The following is a 17,952-nucleotide window of genomic DNA, read 5'->3' on the forward strand; positions in this document are numbered from 1 at the left end:
AAAAACAAATCAAAAAAAGTTGCAAACAAGGGCCAAAACACCCTTACTTACAACCTTTATTAACTACTGAAAGTAGCAAATTACATTAAATTGGTCTAGCTGCATTCCTTACGATTAATTATCGCTGCCGCTTACTTCACTCGGGCAAGAAAATAATGCTTCTTACCACGTCGAACGATGACGAATCGGCCATCAAATTTTTGAGCGGGGTCAATTTCAAAATTGGTATCCTGAATCTTTTCGCCATTAATGCGGATAGCGCCATTAGTAATATCCTCTCTGGCCTGACGGCGGGAGGATTCAATTTTGGTAGCGTCTACCAGCCATTGAACAATATTTAAAGGTTCTGAAGAAACCTCAACAGTTGGCATGTTCTTGAATCCCTGTTCAATTTCTGTTGTTGTTAAATCAGCAACTTCTCCGGAAAAAAGCGCTTTGGAAATTCTTTCAGCCGATTCAACCGCTTTTTGGCCATGAACAAATTTGGTTACTTCTTGGGCAAGTCGTCGTTGTGCTTCCCGTTTCTCCGGTTGTTTCTCGACTTTCTCAGCCAAGTCATCAATCTCATCTTTGTCCAGGAAGGTGAAGTACTTCAAATATTTAATAACATCCCGATCATCCTGATTCAACCAGAATTGATAGAACTCATAGGGCGTTGTTTTTTCCGCGTCAAGCCAAACGTTACCACCCTCACTCTTACCGAATTTGGTACCATCCGCCTTGAGCAGCAGCGGAATTGTCATTCCGTACGCTTTAGCATCCGAACCTTCTACCTTATGAATCAAATCGATCCCGGAAGTAATGTTTCCCCACTGATCGGCACCGCCTAATTGCACCTGAACATCGTTATGACGATACAAATGCAGAAAATCAATTCCCTGCAGGATTTGATAAGTAAATTCTGTAAATGAAATACCGGCTTCCAGACGACTCGCAATAATTTCCTTGCGAATCATCGTATTGATATTAAAAAGTTTTCCATAGTCGCGTAGAAAATCCAATAATGATAATTTTGACAGCCAATCATAATTGTTAACAATTTCAAACGAACCGTCCTGGCCAAACAGCTTTTCCATTTGGCGGGTCAAGGCTTCCTGGTTATGACGAACCTGATCCATTGTCTGCAGAACCCGCTCGGATTTTTTACCACTGGGATCGCCAATTGAACCAGTTCCACCACCAATAACGATTACTGGATGATGGCCGGCCAATTGAAATCGTTTTAAAATCATAAATGGAATTAAGTGACCAATATGCATACTGTCACCGGTCGGATCAATCCCAACATAAAGGCCGACCGACTTATGATTAACCAAATCATAAAGGCCATCATGATCGGTTTCCTGATTGATCGCGCCACGCCATTTTAAATCATCTAAAATATTCATGCTAATTCTCCTCCAAATTAAAACGTCCCTGACAATCAATATGACTGTCAGGGACGAAATTTCCGCGTTACCACCCAAGTTACCGCTAAAAAGCGGTCTCTTAACCCATTGGTAACGAAATGACTCGTCTATTACGCATAGAAAGCTCCACAGGCGTAATTTCATCAATTGACCGCTTGGCTCACATCAACCGCCAAGTTTCTGACTTCCCGATTCAATCAACTACGGTGCCTGCTTCAACACTTTTAAGATAATAACCTTATCATAATCATAATTGCTGGACGAATTGTTGTCAATCCAAACCCGTGGATAAATTACCGCGTAATAAAACAGCAAGTTAGTTGTAATTTAAAATTCGAAACCCTAGAATAAAACTGGAATAATGATTTGGCAGAGATTTGCCAAAATTTGAAAGAAAGAAGTGGCAAAAATGCTTAAAATTGTTTATGAAAGCGGGACTTCTCACGAAACGATCACTTACAAATCGGTGGCTGATTTTATGGCTAACCAACGTTTGGAAGTTCCCGACCTTGAAGATTACTATAAAATCAATCAGGTAACGTTGGACGACAAATCGGTTGATTTAACCGACAAAACGATTATCGGCCTATATAAGAAGTTTGACAGCGAAGGCTATTAATTTTCAATTCGTAACCATATTTATGATTAAATCAAAATCCAAACAAAAGACAGGAACCACCTCGATAACTAAACCGTAGCGTTCCTGCCTTCTTTAGCTTTTTCTGCCCAGTTCCACTGGCCAAAACCAATCTTGTATCTACTTGGAAAACTATCTGACGTCACAACCATACATACCGCAATCAGTCATCCACGTTTTTAATTTCAAAATACGTTTTGTCACCTTCAACGATGCCGTAAACTCGTTGCTGATGCGTATCGTCTTTAAAACCAAAGTCAATGACGCTTCTATCCTCGGCAACTTCAACGCCGTGAAGCTGTGCTTTGACAAACGTTCGCAAAATCGGCATTTGTTTTTCAAATTCATTGGCCTTCTCAACCGCTGTCTGCAGTGTAAAGCCCTGAGATAAATAACGCTGAATATGAAAGATCAAAAAGAGCGTCCGGAATGAATACTGGCGTTGGGTCCCTTTTTGCTGGGCAATCGGCGTAATATAACGCTGTTCTTCCCAGTACCGTAACTGCCTTCCGGAAACCCCGGTTATTTTTTGGACCTGACCAATTCCAAAAATTAGTTTGCTGCTATCAATAAGTGGCTCGTTTTGGTTCTCTTTTGCCATGACGTTCACCTTTTTAATTTACTATTGACCATAATTTTATCAAGTACGAAGTTATTATAACAAATCCGGCAGTTGCATTTCCAAATTGTTTTTCAAGCAATCAATCCTTTGTCCCTCACTAATTAAACAAGAGATTTAAGTTATTTTACCGACAATTTATGCTTAAATCAAAATCAACATCTGGTATAATGCTTGCGTAGCCACACTGAAAGGACTGAATAAATTGGGATTCTCACCAAAATTAATTGTCGCTGACATTGCACTGATCCTGTCCATTGCCATAGCTTTTTATGGTCAGTCAGCCCACCTTGCCAATAACGTTAAAATCGGCTTGATCATCCTTGCCAGCATTTTTTTAACCATTTCAATTGTTATTAATGTCGTTAACGCTGTGCAAAAACGCCGTGAGCAAAAAAATAAATAATGATTTCAATAACGAAGGTCGAGACTGCATTAGAATTGTCCCGGCCTTTTTTAATTGCAGCTTAATAAATACCGCTGTTATTTGGTTTTGTAAATATTAATCAGTCCCTGGGTCCCCAAATTCCCCAACCCAAATTGATCAACCATTGCCTCATACAATTTTTTTGCCTGTTGTGTGGCAGGCAGTTTTAAGTTCATTTCAGCCGCAACGTCCAAAGCAATTCGCAAATCTTTCAAAAAATGTTTGGCATAAAAGCCCGGTTTGAAATCACCTTTGAGAATTCTCGGGCCATAGGTGCCCATGCTCCAGTTACCTGCACCACCGCCTTGAATTGTTTCAATCATTTGGGATTGATCCAATCCGGCTTTTTTGGCAAATACCAACGCTTCTGTTAATCCGGTCATCGTCCCGGCAATCATAATCTGATTAGACATTTTGGCATTCTGACCTTGCCCGGCATTTCCAAATCGGTTGACTGAAGAGCCCATCGCTTTAAAAATCGGCAGCATTTTATCATAAACTGCCGGCTGGCCGCCGACCATAATCGTCAATGTACCGTTTTTTGCACCAACATCCCCACCGGAAACCGGCGCGTCCAGAACATCAATTTTCCGTTTTGTGCCATAATCAAAAATTTGCTTAGCCAAAATCGGTGAGCTGGTCGTCATATCAATCAGTGTCTGACCAGCCGTTGCCGTTTTAAAAATACCGGCATCCCCAAAATACACGTCTTTAACATCCTTTGGGAAACCTACAATCGTTATTACGACATCACTGACTTTAGTGAGAGCAGCCGGTGTTTCCTGCCAGGTTGCGCCATTGCTCAGCACCGCTTTGGCATGCGCCTTGGTTCGATTATAAACGGCAACCTCGAATCCCGCTTTCATCAAATTATTAATCATTCCGGTACCCATAACGCCGGTACCAATAAAACCGATCTTCATAGCCAATCACCTCAAGTTATCTATTTTTAACATTTTTCAACAGCGGCCGCCACCACTCTGGATGGATGACATACCAGTCAATTGTGTCACCAATTCCGGTCTCAAAGTCAAATTCCGGTTGCCAACCCAACTGTCGGCGAATCTTAGTATCATTAATGGCATAACCAGTATCGTTGGCTGGGCGATCCGCCACAAATTTAATTTGTGGCTGCCAGGCCGCCAACTGTTTTTTAATTCTATTCACAACCTGCAGATTTGTTCGATACTGATGCGCAGCGACATTATAAATCTCACCGGGCCGGCCGTTTTCCATCACCAGCTCGATTGCCCGACAATTATCGTCAACATTGAGCCAATCCCGCTGTTTTGACCGTTACCGTATATCGGCAATGTTCGCCCACGTAATGTGTTTGTAACCATTAAGGGAATCAATTTTTCGGGAAACTGATAGCGGCCATAATTATTAGCCGATCGCGTAATACATAGTGGCACCCCAAATGTTTTAAAGTAAGACAACGCCAACAAGTCGGCCGCCGCTTTACTGGCAGCATACGGTGAACTGGGATTCAGCCGAGCATTTTCATCGGCCGGGAAGCGACTGGTTGTCGGCCCGTAAACTTCGTCGGTAGAAATCTGAATAAACTTTTTAAGCCGATACTTTCGGACCGCTTCCAACAATGTTTTCACACCTAAAAAGTTACTGTGAATAAACGGGGCTGCATCCAGGATTGAACGATCCACATGCGATTCAGCCGCAAAATTAACGACAACATCAATTTGATTATCGTAAATAACAGCTTCAGCAGCCTGCCGGTTCGCAATATCTCCTTTCACAAAAACATAGTTGGCCTGCGGTGAAATGTCAGCCAGGTTGGATAAATGACCAGCATAAGTCAATAAATCAAAATTAACTATCCGATCGTCAGGGTGGTTACGCAATAATTGGCGAATAAAATTTGAACCGATAAACCCGGCACCACCGGTAACAAGAATGTTCACCGGGAGTCACTTCCTTTAATTTATAGTTGCAGCGTGAGCCATTTCTTATAATGTATCACAAATTTAAAAATATCCGAAACCCGGAGCGTGGGCCGAAAAGCGGTTAACTTTCAGAGCGTAATCGAATTATTCGAATATTTCAGGCTGGAATGTTTGGATAATTTGATTATGTGGCAGGAAGTTGCCTTTCGGCGCACGTTTTCGCTTAGTAATAATCGCGATCACACACAAAAGGCTGGACAAAATTACTTTGCCTCAGCCCCATGTTTCCTACGATTATTACCGAGTGAGAATGTGCGCTAAATAGTAACTTTCCGTCCCACTCTTTTAAATTAATTGCCCCGATACTAAAATTATTATCCCAATTAATTTAATCATCTTCAATGGCATCTTCATTAACCCAATATTTCTGAGCCGACGCTGATTTGGCAGTTCGAATTCTGTAAAAATCTTCGGACTCACGCTCACCATCGTCGTCACGGTAATAAGCTTTTGCTTTCATATCCACATAAACCCGTTTCCCCGTCCGGGCTTTAATTCGTTTCCAACTGTAAGTTCGATTATTTTTCTTGGAACCGGGCACGTATCGGTATAACTTTTCTTCCCGATAATCATCATCTAAGACCGTTTTAAAATTAGTCTTTGCGTATTTTACCCGATAAACCCGGGAAGCCGTAAAATCAAGCTTTTGAAGTTGATTGGTATTTAGAGCGCTGTTTTGCGTGTACTCCGTATCCGTCGTCGTCTGAATAATGTTATTTTGAGCGGTTGTCTGCCGCGGCAGCTTGGGATGCGTATCCGAAGTCATTGAGAAGGCAATGATCCCGGCCGGAATCAGAAACAGCAGGCCAGCATCAATCAAAAGATTCTTTTTCATTACAAACCCCTCCATATCAAGAATCGTTAGTCTACTGTACAGCTAATACTTATCATTATCATAATAATAACCAAATTTTTAGAAGAAAGTGTGATGAAAGTATGAATTTTTAAATAATATTTATTTCACAAAAGGCGTTAACCACTTTTCAAGTGAATCAGCGCCTTTGCATGTTTCTTTTAGAAGAACCACCAACTATTTTTGATCGTACGCTTCTTGGAACAACCGGACAATTTCTTCTTTGGTTCCCTTTCGAGGGTTTGAGAAGGCATTGCCATCCTTCAAAGCATTCTCAGCCATCATCTCAAAATCTTCCGGTTTGGCACCGATTGCTTTAATGCTTCGTGGAATGTTCACGTCATCACACATTTGCCGCATTGCTTTAATTGATAAGTTGGCTGCGTCACGGGTCGACAAACCGGCCGTATTCTCACCCATAATCTCAGCTAATTGGGCAAACCTTTCCGGTGCGGCAATAATATTGTATTTTTCAACAATCGGCAGCAGCATCGCGCAGCAAACGCCATGCGGTGCGTCGTACTGGCCGCCAAGTTGATGGGCCATCGCATGGACGTATCCCAAATCCGCATTATTAAAAGCCATGCCACCAAGCATCTCCGCTTCGACCATTTTGGTTCGGGCTTCGATGTTATGACCATTGGCAACAGCTTCCCGCAGACTTTCCTCAACCAACTTGATTGCTTCGACACATTGACCGTCCGTTATTTCGTTGCGGTTGGTCGAAACATAGGGTTCGATTGCCTGAACAAACGTATCCATACCGGTAGCTGCCGTTAAGGATGCCGGAACATCAAGCATTAACATTGGATCATTAAATGAAACCAGCGGCACGTTTCGCCACGAAACCACGACAAATTTCAACTTGGTTTTTTCATTTGTAATCACACAATGGCGGGTCAGCTCTGAAGCCGTTCCAGCCGTTGTATTAACTGCCATTAATGGCGGTAATGGATTTGCCAGTGTTTCAATGCCCGCCAGCTTGGTGATATCGTCACCATTAGTTAAAATAATCCCGGTCCCTTTTCCGGCATCATGTGACGAGCCACCGCCAACTGTGATAATACTGTCACAGTTATTATCCAAATAAACTTTTTTGGCTTCTTCAATATTTCGGATTTTTGGATTGGGTTCAACGCCGTCATAAATGGCATAAGGCACCCCAGCGGCCTCAAGCGACGCCAGCGTCTGTGCGACGGGGCCATTTTCCATCCCCCGTAGAAATTTATCCGTGACAATTAACGGCTTTTTCATATTCAACATGTCGGCTCGAGCACCAATCTTCTTGATAACCCCTTTACCAAAAAAGTTAACACTCGGCATTAAGAAATCAAAATTTTCTTTCATCTTAAAAACTTCCTCCTAGATGGTTATGATTTAAACCAATTTCATAATATCACCTTAATAGGATAATGTAAACACTTTCACAAACTCGCAGTCAGTCTTTTTTACGTTGATTATCAGCCTAAATTAGTTTAAAATGGAGAAGATTTTAATGAATTGAGGCTTTGATGAGAAGAGTAGCTTTGATCACCGGTAAAGAAAGTTTCGGTAGCTGAAAAGAAACCCGGCAGTATTAAAGTGAAGATGAGCTCGGAGCCGGTGTTGCGGTTGTTTGGCTGTTACACCGCTGGCAGACGTTACCTGCCGAGTCTGACCGGCTCTCAATCGGTTGGAACTCAATGAGGTCGGCATTGCGAAATGCCGATAAATTCAGGTGGTATCGTGAATCAACCGTCACCCTGAAAACGATTCTATTCGTTTATCAGGATGGCGGTTTTGTTTTTAAAACTATTTTTTGGAGGAACTTTTCACATGACTGAGGAAAAACAATTTGATATTGACACATTATTGGCTCAAGCCGGTAATCGAGATAACCATGACCAAAATAACGCTATTTCAACCCCGATTTATTTGGCATCCAACTTCCGTCATCGGGATTTGGAAGATGTCGAAAATTTCGATCCCAAAAAACAATATTCCTATTCCCGTCTCGCAACGCCAACCAGACACGTCTTGGAAGAGACCCTGGCCAAACTGGAAAATGGTACGGCGGCATTTGCAACCAGCTCAGGAATGGCGGCCATTCAATTAGTTTTTTCACTATTTAGTTCAGGAGACGAAATTGTTACTTCCGATGACCTTTATGGCGGCTCTTTTCGTTATTTTGACTACCTGGCCGAACATTACGGCGTCAAGTTCAGTAAATGGAACGGTCGAGACTATAACAAATTAGCAGCTTTGATTACCCCAAAGACAAAAGCAGTCTGGCTTGAAACACCATCCAACCCAACTATGAAAATCATCGATATTAACAGGGTCGCCACCATCGCCCACCATGCCAATGCGAATATTCTGGTTTGTGTGGACAACACCTTTTTAACGCCGGTTTATCAGCAGCCGATTCTTAGTGGCGCCGACATTGTCGTTCACAGTGCCACCAAATATCTATCAGGCCACAATGATATGCTGGCTGGTGCGGTCATTGCCAAATCAGCAGAAATCGGTGAAACCCTCGCTTTTAATTTCAATACGACCGGCGCAACCCTGGATCCTTTTGATTCATGGCTGTTACTGCGAAGCTTGAAGACCCTTTCTGTCAGAATGACCCGGCATACGGCCAACGCCAAATATGTTGCAGCCAGTTTGGCAAAATTACCTCAGGTTCAAAAAGTACTTTACCCCGGTCAGGGTGGCATGATCAGCTTTTATGTTCAAAATTTGGACCAGGTTGACCAGTTATTCAAACGTCTTAAAATTATTTCATTTGCGGAAAGCCTGGGTGGCGTTGAATCTCTGCTGACAATTCCGGCTATGCAAACCCATAAAGACATGGCTGAAGCTGCCCGCCTTAAATTGGGGATTACCGATGAACTTCTACGCCTATCTGTCGGCCTTGAAAACCCCGCAGATTTAGCTGCCGATCTTACACAAGCACTTGGTGATTAAATAACTGCCAAAGCCAAAAATGACTGTCTTCTTCGCACATAAGGTGCTGGAAGACAGTCATTTTTGGCTTTATTTTGAATCGTGCGGCGAGGAATCATCCGACTTTTCTGATTTATTTGGGTCAGAAAAAATGGTGGCAAATGCTTCGCCTGATCATCATGAATCTTAACGTAGAAATTGGCGATCGCCAGATTGTAGTAAGGAATCACCCATAAGTCCAACAAATTAAGGGTCAAACTGGAAAGAAGAAACCAGCCAATATAACTTAATCCCAGAACAAACAAATCGACTTTATGACCGTTCATCAATTGCCGGCTTCGGTCAATTGCTTCAAAGTAGCCGATCTTTTCGCCTTTATCGAGCGCATCACGATAAATAAAGATTGCCTGAGAATAGGCATACCCCTTAATAATACCCGGAATAATAAGCAGAAATGACCAAAGAAAGGTCAAAATGCCAGTGATAATACTGATCATCAGCGTTCCGATAAAGTATTCACCATTATTAAAAATCGTAAATGATTTGGTGACCGGCTGTTCAAAAGTTGTTTCATTTCGAAGTAAATCAATCCCAACAAATTGAATTCCGGTCATCAACAGGCCACTAATGAGACTGATTAAAAATACGAATCCAAACAAGCCGACAGCCAATTTGATATTAACGGTTGAGGCTACAGTGGAATAACTATTCGATCCCAAATAATTATTGAAACTCCAAATAGAATTAAGCCCGACACCACTTGAATACTGGGCAGCTATCATACCAAATTCGAGTATCAATACAGGCAAAAACAATAAAAGGAAAAACGGAAAATGACTATTCAACATTTCCCGCACCTCAAGTTTAAGTTGTGGTCTGTCCACTAAGAACGCCCTCATTTCATTTTTAATTTATGATGTTGAGTATATTTACTTGATCAGCAATTGTCAACCCGGTCAAACTAATGACAAACCGTTTGAACAAGCGTCGCAGCAATCCCGCCGACCAATGGGCCAAACATCGGCACCCATGCATAATTCCATTCAGCACTGCCTTTGTTGGGAACCGGCAGTAGGGTGTACGCTAATCTTGGCCCCCAGTCCCGGGCAGGATTCAGAGCAAATCCGGTTGTTGTTCCAAGCCCCATGCCAACTACCATAATCAACAAGCCAACTACCAGCGGTTTTAACCCTTGCGAAAAATCGCCTAAATTTAATAATGCAAACACAAATACAAATGTCGCAACCACTTCAGAAAAGAAATTAGCCAACGGTGCCTTAATGGCTGGTCGAGTCGCAAAAATACCGACTGTATTGCCTTCATCAGCTTTGGTTTGCTTGAACTGTGGGCCAAACATCCCGATAATAACGGCGGCACCTAAGAAAGCACCACAAAATTGGCCAAATAAATATGGCAAAACCTGATGCCAGGGAAAAAGACCAAATAAAGCGTATGGAATGGTTACGGCGGGATTTAAATGCCCCAGTGAGCCGAACGACGCCGCAACATAAACCCCCATTGTAACGGCCATTCCCCATGCCAAACTGATAAACGTCCAATCGGATCCGTGGCCGTAAGTCTGTTTCAAGTTTACCCCGGCACCGGTTCCGGCACCCAACACGATTAAGACAAAAGTTCCAAATAATTCTCCAAGAAAGCCATCCATGGCTCATCCCCACTTTCAGTTTACAAACTTTGCGGGGCAAACTTCCGATTCAGTCGATTCAGCCAAACAACCAAAATAAACGTTACCAACGTATAGCCGGCGCCCCCTGGCCCAACCGAACTCATGCCAAAATTACTAACCAGCATCCCGCCCGTTGCCGATCCGAGCGCAATCCCAAAATTGGAAAAAATCGAATTTAAAGAAGATGCCAGCACAATTGACTGCGGGTAAGCTTTTTCCGCCACCTGCAGAAATTGAATTTGAATCGGTGAATTTAACAGCGGCATGCTAATAATCAACATCATCAAAAGAATTGCACCAAACCAACTATAATGGAACGAAAGCGGCATGACAACCATCAAAATAAACTGGCCGGTATAAACTTTGGGCATTGCAGACAACCCTGGTCCTTCCGTTAACTTCCCACTGACCTGATTACCAATAATATTGGCAACGCCGAAAACAAACAGCAATACCGTTAACATCGTTGTTGAAAAGTGCAGCCGGGTAGTAATAATTGGTCGTAAATAAGTATAAAATACATAAATCGCCGCCAGATTAAACATCGGTAAAAACATCCCGATTTGAATACGATGATCCTTTAATAGGGCCAGTTGGCCACGAATGCTGCTACTTTTTTGCTTAAAATCACGCGGTAGCACGCCCAAAATCAAAACCATTGTGATCAGTGAAATCCCGATAATCGTTAAAAACGAAATCCGCCAGCCAAAATTGGTTGAAATCCAGGTTCCCAATGGCACCCCAAGTACTGAGGCAATGCTGAAACCGGAAAATACCCATGACAGCAGCCAGCCTCTTTTTGGCCATTGGCGAAATATAACCGACAAACGAAAGAGCAATGGAAATCGTTACGCCGGAAACCAACGCGGTAATCATCCGTGAAATCACCAAAAAAGTAAAGTTTTTTGCGATAAAGCTCAAGATATTGCCAACTGTAAAGATCCCCATCAAAGCCAACAAGCTCCAAAAAGGATGATAAACGGTGTGCTAACCGCATACACCATCGCAAAAATCATAACCAGATAGCCACTGCGGCAACAGAGACATTAAACTGGTTTAAAAGGTCATCCCAAATCCCCACAATCAAGAATTCACTGAACCCCAACGTAAATGCAATCAATACCAATACAAAGCTTTGTACTTTGAACTGCTTCATGTATTTTCACTTCCTTTTCCAATCTTTTTGAGCCCGCAAAATTCGCAGGCTCAGCCATGTCACAGGCTTTACCGGCCAACGTCTAGTAGGAAGTTTAAAAAATAAATGAAAGCGTTTTTATTTTAATCACAAAAAAACCGGCGATTTTTTAATTTCGCCGGCTTTTCCTCTGAAACATCAACTATTTTAAATCGTTCTCCACAGCTGATGCTTTCTGAGATATTCCACTAGTCAAAAAGCATCACCTCCTTTTTTGATTGTCCAAATAATACAATGATTCAAAATAAATTGCAAGAACTTTGTTCAGTGTGCGAAGCAAAACGGTTAGCACCCGGCGCATAAGGCGTCAAAGCGAGAAATCCCGAGCTTGGATTTTTCGCTTTGATCCCTTATGCTCCGGGTGTTAACCACTTTGCTCCGCACACTAATCAAACCTACTCTCGATCGCTCTTGCGTGCGCCTCCAAGCCCTCTACTCTAGCCAGCGTTGTGATAGCCTCGGCCTCCTTTTTGAGTGCTGGGCGCGTATAAGAAACAAACTGGGTTCGCTTTACGAAATCCTGCACGCCTAACGGGGAGAAGAAACGAGCGGTTCCTCCCGTTGGTAGAATGTGATTAGGGCCGGCAATGTAATCACCAACCGGTTCAGATGCAGAGAAGCCTAGAAAGACTGAGCCGGCATTTTGAATTTGGTTTAAATAAGAAATTGCATCTGGTAATTGAACTTCCAAATGTTCCGGCGCAACTGCATTCATTAATGTAAAGGCGTCATCGATATCTTTGACAACGGCAATGAAGCTTCATTATCCATTGCCGCCTGGGCAATCTCTTGCCGTGGCAATAGTTTAACTTGTCGATCCAGTTCGGCATTAACATTGATAGCCAATTCTTTGTCATCCGTTACCAAAATCGGTCGGGCCAGCTTATCATGTTCAGCTTGTGATAATAAATCTGCGGCTACTTGGCTGGGAACTGCCGGTTTGCTGGCGATAACACCAATTTCAGATGGCCCTGCAATCATATCGATGTCGACCTGACCGAAAACCTGCTTTTTGGCTGTTGCAACATACGCATTACCAGGACCGGTAATCTTATCGACTCGTGGAATTGTTTCTGTTCCATAAGCCAAACTGGCAATGGCTTGTGCGCCGCCAACCGTATAGATTTCGTCAACCCCGGCAATTTTAGCAGCTGCCAAAACAGCCTTATTTAGACCATCGGTTTGGGGTGGTGTCACCATCACTACCCGTTTAACACCGGCAATTTTAGCCGGAATAACATTCATTAAAATTGAAGATGGATAAGCTGCCGTACCACCTGGGACGTAAACTCCGACTGCTGCCAATGGGGCAATTTTTTCACCCCGAATAACCCCTTTTTGCTTTGCGTCAACAAAGCTATCTTCAACTTCCATTTTGTGAAATGAGGTAATATTTTTTTTAGCCAATTCCAGTGCATCAATAACCGACTGATCGGTATCATTATACGCCGCTTCAATTTCAGCCTGCGTAACCGCCAAACTGTCCAGCTCAACCCGGTCAAATTTCTTTTCGTAATCCTTAACGGCTTGATCACCGTTTTGAATCACGTTTGCGATGATTTCCCGAACCGACTTTTCAACTTCCTCACGATTGGCAACCTTACTTGTCCGAATTTCAACCTGTTTCAACATTTGTTCCAAGGGTTCTTCAATAATTTGCATTCCTGTCACTCCGTTCCCAATAAATAATCAGCTGCGGTCAGACTTTTTAACAATAAAAAATCGTCCTCAGATATTGTTATCCAATACCTGAGGACGATTTCTCGCGGTCCCACCTCATTTTGCCGCCACCTCACGATGAAACGACCTTACACTGTCTGCAACTAGTCGTCCATTAGTAATGAAGAACAGTTACAGCAGCCGTGGTAACGCTCACTAGCGGGACAACCTACTTGGTTCAATTATCCAGTTCATAGATGTGTTTTCAGCAATACCAACAATCCGTTCTCACCGCCGGGACTCTCTTTATGTTAGTTCATCGCTTACTTTTCTAATCGTAACTTCATATTTATTATTAGTTTTTAATTTGTGATTACCATTACAATACCATGATTATTTTGAATGTCAACAGCAAACAGAGTTTTTTACTAACTTCATACGCTCCAGGGTTGTCGTATTAACGATCATATTTTCAAAGGTCCTGCGAAACCGTCCAGCTTAAACGTTGCCGGCACTTAATATTTGGCCAATCGTTTTCTTCCCCACGCATACATCTGATCAAGAATCGGCAGTAACGAGCGGCCATGCAAATCGATAAAAATAGGCTAACGTCACCACTAATCAGTTAGCGGGCAATCGATTTTTATCCTCGATAGCTGTCACCTGAGGTGGTTACGTCAGCCTATTTCATTTTTAAATTGATCTAAACATTATCATGATCAGTTATTTTAAATCAGGCTATTTAAATATTCATATAAATTGATAAAAACATTGTCAATGTCCCGGCCATCACGAAGAAGTGCCAAATTAAATGCAGGCTGGAATTCGGGGGAAACTGTAGATCACTGCGCCAAGCGTAAAGATAACACCGCCACTAACTAGCAGCCAAAATCCGTTGGCACTTAAATTAATATACAGTTGCTTGCCTAAAAGCAGACAAAGCCACCCCATCACAACGTAAATCGTTGTTTCGGTTTTTTGATATTTGCCGTGAAAAACAACGTGACTGACGATTCCGGAAATTGCCAGAAACCAAACTGCGGCCAGTAAAATATTTCCCGCTAAATTATGAATGAAAATCACACAATATGGCGTATATGTCCCGGCAATCAGCAAAAAGATGTTACTATGATCCAAAATTTGAAAAACCCGTTTTGCCCTTGTAAAGACAAAACAGTGCAGTAGCGTGGAGGCTAAATACAGCATCAAAACACTGACACAATAGACTACCAAACTGGTTGTCGCGGCAGCCGAAAGATGGTCATGGGCAGCCCTGATTAGTAGAAGGACGGTTAAAATTCCGCCAGCCACAAACGAAACGCCATGTGTCACGGCATTTAAAACCTCATAAACAATTTGTTGCCGTTTCAAATGATGAAGAGATTGATTAGTCATTAAGGCACCTCCTAAGTAATATCATAAGATAAAACAAAACGATAGTCAACATAACATAGATATTAAATCTATTTGTCTGAATGCTGCCTCCTGTGAGATAATGTGATTATTTAAGTATAAAGAAGGTGAGCATAATTACAGAAAATTCAGTTAACCGATTTGCCCGACTTTCATTCCCCTTATACGCCGAGCTGCCCAGCTTGAATCTTTACATGGACCAAGTCATTGATGAAGTCAATCAATTTCTGGTACCGTTAACGGGAACTAAAATTACCAAGTCAATGATTAACAGTTATGTTAAGCAGGGATTGGTTGAACGACCGGAAAAAAAGCGCTACTCCAAGCAACACCTGGCAGAAATTTTGGTGGTCAGCCTAATGAAGCCCATTTTGTCCCTTGATACCATTAAAAAAGCAATTAAAATTGCGGTAAAAATGGATCCGGTTAATATTGCCTATGATCAATTTATTCGCGCCTTCAACGAAGAACTGGGTAAAACGCAAACCCATCAGTTAAAAGCCGTTGATTATCAACATATGGCCATTCGATCGCTGCTCTATAAGCTGCTGGTTGAAGACCTGGTTAATCAAAATCTTTAACCGGTTTGGGTTTCATCATTGGAAAACACCTGTTACACTAATAGAATTGAAAAGAAACTCAGCAGTTGGCCGTTTTTTCAGCCGACTGCAATTAAAGTAGTTTAACATTATTGATAATGGAGGCATTTTGATGAAAAAAATGGCAACAATTTTTGCCGGAATTGTGCTTGCACTACCCCTATTGGCAGCCGCACCAACTTCAACCGTTTCGGCAGCGAAAGCCAAGACTTATTCATTTTCAATTTTAACGGCTGATTTCTATGATAAACTAACACTTTATCATACAACCAACCACAAAGTAACGGTCTATCGCGCGGCAATTGGTGCGGACAATCCCAGTATCTCATTTACGGCTAAAGGTAAATTAAAACCAAACACCACATATCGGGTAACCCGTTATGTAAAAGCCAAAAGCGATGTAACCAAGAAGAATCGCGCCTTTCTGTACGTTAAAGGACATGGTTGGGTTCAAAAGGCCAAATTAGTCAAGGGAACATTGACACCGAATAATCAGGCAGCCGATTAGAAATGCCTTTCAGATCTACTTATCTGATAAGCGGTGTATCCTTGATGCAAGGATACCTGCCGTTTTTTGTTGCGCTTAAAACAGCTGAATAATCCGAAGGGAGCGAATAATAATGAACCGTGTCGCGTTAAAAGAAGACGCCAAAAGCATTTTAAACACGCATTTTTCATTTTACTTTTTGTTATTTTTACCGTATTTTATTCTGGAAATAATTTCGGGATACCTCGTGGGACTAAACGAATCGAGCGATTTAGCACCAACAGACGGGGTCGGCTCATTAATTGCCTGGGCAGCCTATGTTGTCATGGTCGGTCTATCCTTTGTTTGCCTGGATGCAATGCGGGAAAAGCTGACTTATGAGCAGCCAATGCAGAAATCACTTTTTGTTTTCAACAACGGTGACTACTTCATCGGCGCTGTTCTGATCAGCATCCTAAAATATATTTTCATTACTTTATGGACCTTTTTATTGATTGTTCCTGGAATTATTAAAATGATGGCCTATTCGCAAACCTTTTATATTTATCGTGATGCCATCGACAATGGCGAGCATATTGGCTATACAGAAGCAATTACCCGCAGTCGGCAAATGATGGACGGCCATAAGGCAGAATATTTTGTTCTGCAGCTAAGCTTTATCGGCTGGTACCTGCTAATTGTCGTGACACTAGGATTGGCAGCCATTTGGGTTCAGCCATATATAAGTCTTAGCCTTGCCAATTACTATAACGAATTGTCACTTCAACAGGCCGGTACAGCCGAAACCAATGCTTCATAAACAATCATTGATCTGGGTTATTTAAAATTAAAGAGCGAACTTAATTCCTTTCGAATTGGGTTCGTTTTTTTAATGGTATGGATGCCACGATTGCTTCGCTATAACCTTTCATAGCAATTATCTCGGCATTAAATTGTTACGCTTTAATAGTTATTGATACATGTCATAAAACAGTAATCTTTTTGATAAAAAGTAAGTTGAAAGTTGCGGTAATCGTTCCGGAAGGTGTAATATTACAGTCTATGGCTTAATCACAGGTTGCCCTATCGGCTCAATTAGGTTAGTTTATACGGTGAAGTTATTTAAAGATATGCTAAAAATTTACATAAAAGCGAGGATCAATATGATAAAGCAGAAAATTGCCTATTGTTTAGCAACACTCGGCGTCAGCTTAGGGATCTTTGGCGCCGCTGCCACTAACACACATGCAGCTGCCGCTATCCCCGATGTATCGGAATGGCAGGGAAAAATGACAAGTTTGCAAGCTCAAAACTTAAAAAATCAGGTTTCATTTATCATTAACCGTCGCCAGTACGGCAGCGGTTATGTTGATAAATACGCCACTAACAATACGGCACTCTACGTTAAATACGGTATCCCGTTCGGCGAATACGACTATGCAATGTTTACCAGTTCAGCCAGCGCCCGTACAGAGGCCAAAAATTTTTATAATCGATCAAATAAAAATGCCAAGTTCTACGTACTGGATTACGAACAAAACAACGTCACTTCCGGTTCCTCAAAATCAGCTGTTAAAGCTTGGTATAATGAAATGCGGTCATTAACAAACAAGAAACTGATCTTTTACTCCTATCAGTCCTTTGCGACTCAATACGCCGGCAGTGCCCGCAATAACTTTGACGCGCAGTGGATCGCCAACTACTCAGCTAAGCCAACTATCACAACTGACCTTTGGCAGTACACCAACAAATATTATTTAGCTGCTCTCGGAAAATACGTTGATAATAGTAAAGTTGTCACTCATCCCGCTTCATGGTGGACCGGAACCAGCACCGCAAGTACGGCACTTGCTGATACGTCCAGCAGCACGACCAAATACTATCATGCGTTGAACGCCGCTAAAAGCGTAACGGTCAACAAAAAGATTTATCTCTACGACTCGGCAACTTTTTCCAAAGCTAATCGGGTTAAAGCTTTAAGCGCTGGTGATTCAGTCAGCATTCAGTCCGTCACAAAACGGGCCAGCGGGTCCTATTACTTTACCACGACAACCGGTCAATATATCACAGCTAATCGCTCATACGTCAGCGAATAA

General features: G+C 42.2%; 13 protein-coding genes, 5 pseudogenes and 1 other annotated feature. Of the genes and pseudogenes, 7 read left to right on the forward strand and 11 right to left on the reverse strand.

Annotation, left to right across the window (positions count from 1 at the left end; genetic code table 11):
• Positions 1–131 precede the first annotated feature (131 nt).
• Positions 132–1,388: a tyrosine--tRNA ligase gene (gene tyrS / locus JCM14108_RS04115; protein ID WP_035178598.1), complete on the reverse strand. Its 1,257-nt coding sequence runs from the start codon at positions 1,386–1,388 to the stop codon at positions 132–134.
• Between the two features lie 46 nt (positions 1,389–1,434).
• Positions 1,435–1,637: a binding site (T-box leader), on the reverse strand.
• Positions 1,638–1,818: 181 nt separating this feature from the next.
• Between tyrS and JCM14108_RS04120 the strand changes: the two genes are divergently transcribed.
• Positions 1,819–2,028, forward strand: a complete 210-nt coding sequence (locus JCM14108_RS04120; protein WP_035178600.1) for a DUF4649 family protein — start codon at positions 1,819–1,821, stop codon at positions 2,026–2,028.
• A gap of 181 nt (positions 2,029–2,209) precedes the next feature.
• Here JCM14108_RS04120 and JCM14108_RS04125 read toward each other — a convergent pair whose 3' ends face one another.
• A complete protein-coding gene (locus JCM14108_RS04125) occupies positions 2,210–2,647 on the reverse strand; it encodes a MerR family transcriptional regulator (RefSeq protein ID WP_035178601.1) in 438 nt (145 codons plus the stop codon).
• Positions 2,648–2,870: 223 nt separating this feature from the next.
• On the opposite strand from JCM14108_RS04125, the gene JCM14108_RS04130 reads away from it, so the two are divergent.
• Complete coding sequence (locus JCM14108_RS04130; RefSeq protein WP_035178603.1) at positions 2,871–3,071, forward strand: hypothetical protein; 201 nt, start codon at positions 2,871–2,873, stop codon at positions 3,069–3,071.
• A gap of 77 nt (positions 3,072–3,148) precedes the next feature.
• Here JCM14108_RS04130 and JCM14108_RS04135 read toward each other — a convergent pair whose 3' ends face one another.
• The 4 genes and pseudogenes from JCM14108_RS04135 to JCM14108_RS04150 all read right to left on the reverse strand — a co-directional run bounded on the left by JCM14108_RS04135 (position 3,149) and on the right by JCM14108_RS04150 (position 7,256).
• A complete protein-coding gene (locus JCM14108_RS04135) occupies positions 3,149–4,015 on the reverse strand; it encodes an NAD(P)-dependent oxidoreductase (RefSeq protein ID WP_035178605.1) in 867 nt (288 codons plus the stop codon).
• A 16-nt stretch (positions 4,016–4,031) separates the two neighbouring features.
• A pseudogene (rfbB, locus tag JCM14108_RS04140) lies at positions 4,032–5,014 on the reverse strand (dTDP-glucose 4,6-dehydratase).
• A gap of 370 nt (positions 5,015–5,384) precedes the next feature.
• Entirely contained in the window at positions 5,385–5,891 is a 507-nt protein-coding gene (locus tag JCM14108_RS04145) for a hypothetical protein (RefSeq protein ID WP_035178607.1), read from the reverse strand.
• Between the two features lie 195 nt (positions 5,892–6,086).
• On the reverse strand, positions 6,087–7,256 hold the full coding sequence (locus tag JCM14108_RS04150) for an iron-containing alcohol dehydrogenase (protein WP_035178608.1): 1,170 nt from the start codon (positions 7,254–7,256) through the stop codon (positions 6,087–6,089).
• Positions 7,257–7,724: 468 nt separating this feature from the next.
• Here JCM14108_RS04150 and JCM14108_RS04155 point away from each other — a divergent pair, with 468 nt between their 5' ends.
• Positions 7,725–8,858, forward strand: coding sequence for a trans-sulfuration enzyme family protein (locus JCM14108_RS04155; protein ID WP_035178610.1), 1,134 nt, complete (start codon positions 7,725–7,727; stop codon positions 8,856–8,858).
• 69 nt (positions 8,859–8,927) lie between these two features.
• Here the strand turns inward: JCM14108_RS04155 and JCM14108_RS04160 are convergent.
• From JCM14108_RS04160 to trhA, 5 genes and pseudogenes are all read right to left on the reverse strand, one after another.
• Positions 8,928–9,721: pseudogene (locus tag JCM14108_RS04160) on the reverse strand (DUF975 family protein).
• Positions 9,722–9,798: 77 nt separating this feature from the next.
• A complete protein-coding gene (locus JCM14108_RS04165) occupies positions 9,799–10,503 on the reverse strand; it encodes an MIP/aquaporin family protein (RefSeq protein WP_035178613.1) in 705 nt (234 codons plus the stop codon).
• A gap of 20 nt (positions 10,504–10,523) precedes the next feature.
• Positions 10,524–11,680 (reverse strand): annotated as a pseudogene (locus JCM14108_RS04170) (MFS transporter).
• A 424-nt stretch (positions 11,681–12,104) separates the two neighbouring features.
• Positions 12,105–13,381 (reverse strand): annotated as a pseudogene (hisD, locus tag JCM14108_RS04175) (histidinol dehydrogenase).
• Between the two features lie 739 nt (positions 13,382–14,120).
• Positions 14,121–14,773: pseudogene (gene trhA / locus JCM14108_RS04180) on the reverse strand (PAQR family membrane homeostasis protein TrhA).
• Positions 14,774–14,904: 131 nt separating this feature from the next.
• Here trhA and JCM14108_RS04185 point away from each other — a divergent pair.
• The 4 genes from JCM14108_RS04185 (at position 14,905) to JCM14108_RS04200 (ending at position 17,952) form a co-directional block, all read left to right on the forward strand.
• Positions 14,905–15,372 carry a DUF1836 domain-containing protein gene (locus tag JCM14108_RS04185; RefSeq protein ID WP_420805514.1) on the forward strand — a complete coding sequence of 156 codons (468 nt, stop codon included), beginning with the start codon at positions 14,905–14,907 and terminating at the stop codon, positions 15,370–15,372.
• 130 nt (positions 15,373–15,502) lie between these two features.
• Entirely contained in the window at positions 15,503–15,898 is a 396-nt protein-coding gene (locus tag JCM14108_RS04190; protein WP_035178615.1) for a hypothetical protein, read from the forward strand.
• Between the two features lie 112 nt (positions 15,899–16,010).
• On the forward strand, positions 16,011–16,676 hold the full coding sequence (locus JCM14108_RS04195; RefSeq protein ID WP_035178616.1) for a DUF975 family protein: 666 nt from the start codon (positions 16,011–16,013) through the stop codon (positions 16,674–16,676).
• A 343-nt stretch (positions 16,677–17,019) separates the two neighbouring features.
• Positions 17,020–17,952 carry a GH25 family lysozyme gene (locus JCM14108_RS04200; protein ID WP_035178617.1) on the forward strand — a complete coding sequence of 311 codons (933 nt, stop codon included), beginning with the start codon at positions 17,020–17,022 and terminating at the stop codon, positions 17,950–17,952.

It is taken from the genome of Lentilactobacillus farraginis DSM 18382 = JCM 14108 (assembly GCF_000583655.1).
GTDB lineage: Bacteria > Bacillota > Bacilli > Lactobacillales > Lactobacillaceae > Lentilactobacillus > Lentilactobacillus farraginis.